Genomic DNA, 216 nt, shown 5'->3' with positions numbered 1-216 from the left:
TGCCGAAGACGTGGATCTTTTGGCAAGGTTCCGGCTCGACGCCGAGCAGCGCAACATCGCCACCAAAGGGACCGTCCGCACTACCCTTTCCGGATTTAGGCAGTTTGCGCTGTGGCTCCAGGACAACAACAAGGGGTCTTTGGCTTCTCAGTTGCAAGGCGGTTCACTGGACAAGGAAATTTCGGAGTATCGGGCGCTGGGGAGGGACCCCCGGAA

General features: G+C 58.8%; 1 protein-coding gene. It reads left to right on the top strand.

Annotation, left to right across the window (positions count from 1 at the left end; translation table 11 throughout):
• Positions 1-216, top strand: a 216-nt coding sequence (locus tag ACWGTO_RS34075) for a hypothetical protein (protein WP_454579030.1), incomplete at both ends; no start/stop codon positions are given.

It is taken from the genome of Mesorhizobium sp. PL10, assembly GCF_053714315.1.
Note: the sequence above shows the minus strand (reverse complement) of the source record. Positions and strands in the feature narration are given on the sequence as shown.